Below are 1,493 nucleotides of genomic sequence, written 5' to 3' on the forward strand. Positions count from 1 at the left end.
AACACCAACGTGTTGACGAAAAAACCCACCAACTCATCGAGCGCAGGGTCACGGCGCCCGGCGATCGGGAACCCCACCGCCACATCAACACTGGCGCTGATCTTCGACAACAACACCGCCAGCGCGGCCTGAACCACCATGAAACTGGTCGCATCATGCTTGCGGGCCATCTCGCGCACCCGCTGCTGCAACTCGGCCGGCCAATCCACCACCACACTGGCCCCGCGATAATCGGCCACCGGCGGATAAGGCCGATCCGTGGGCAACTGCAGCTGCTCAGGCAACCCCGCCAGGGTCTGCTCCCAATACCCCAACTGCCCGGCAATACGACTACCGCTGTCATCAAGATCACCGAACTGCGCGCGCTGCCACAACGTGTAATCCACATACTGCACCGGCAACGGCGCCCACCCCGGCACCTGCCCCGCACACCGACTGGCATACGCCACACCCAAATCCCGCACCAACGGGGCCACCGACCACCCATCAGCAGCGATATGGTGCACCGCGGCCACCAACACATGCTCATCCTCAGCGACCCGGAAAAGCCTTGCCCGCAAAGGAATCTCGCCAGCCAAATCAAACGTGTAACGAGCCGCGGCGCCCACAGCCGCCTCCAGCCGATCATCCGGCCAGCCGACGGCATCAACAACCTGCCACCCGAAATCAACCCGCCCCACCGGAACAATCACCTGCTGAGGGACCCCGTCCACCGCCACAAACAACGTCCGCAAACTTTCATGACGGCCCACCACATCAGCCAGCGCCGCCCCCAACGCCTCAGCATCCAACCGACCACTGAGCCGCAACGCCACCGCCATGTTGTAAATCGGTGACGGCCCCTGCAACTGATCCAGGAACCACAACCGGGCCTGGGCAAACGACAACGGAACCACCGCCGGGCGCTCCACAGCCACCAACGGCTCCAGCCCACCCCCACCCGCACCCTCAATACGAGGCGCCAGCTCAGCCACCGTCGGCGCCTCGAACAACACCCGCACCGAAAGACCCGCATCAAAGGACTTATTCACCGCGGCAATCACCCGCATCGCCGACAGCGAATCCCCACCCACCTCAAAGAACGAGTCATCAACCCCGACCCGCTCCAAGCCAAGAACCTGGGCATAAATCCCAGCAACAATCTCTTCGGTCAAGCTGGTCGGGGCGCGATAGCCCTCGCCGTCTTGATAGCCCGGGGCCGGCAAGGCTTTGGTGTCGAGTTTGCCGTTAGCAGTCAGCGGCAACGCCTCGATCACCACGACCGCAGCCGGCACCATATAAGCGGGCAGCCGCTCAGCCACAGCGCTGCGCAACACCGCCGGCTCGGCGGTCCCGGTCACATACCCCACCAGACGCTTATCCCCAGCGACGTCCTCGCGCGCGATCACCACCGCCTGACGCACACCCTGCTGGGCGGCCAACACCGCTTGAACCTCACCCAACTCGATGCGATACCCGCGGATCTTGACCTGCGCGTCGGCACGCCCCACATA

The 1,493-nt window shown here is 64.0% G+C and carries 1 protein-coding gene; it reads right to left on the minus strand.

Features of this window, described 5'->3' with window-relative positions; translation table 11 throughout:
* A partial coding sequence (locus A5753_RS02435) for a condensation domain-containing protein (RefSeq protein WP_231989973.1) occupies nt 1–1,493 on the minus strand: 1,493 nt, incomplete at both ends.

Source organism: Mycobacterium sp. 852002-51971_SCH5477799-a, assembly GCF_001667145.1.
Classification (GTDB): Bacteria; Actinomycetota; Actinomycetes; order Mycobacteriales; family Mycobacteriaceae; genus Mycobacterium.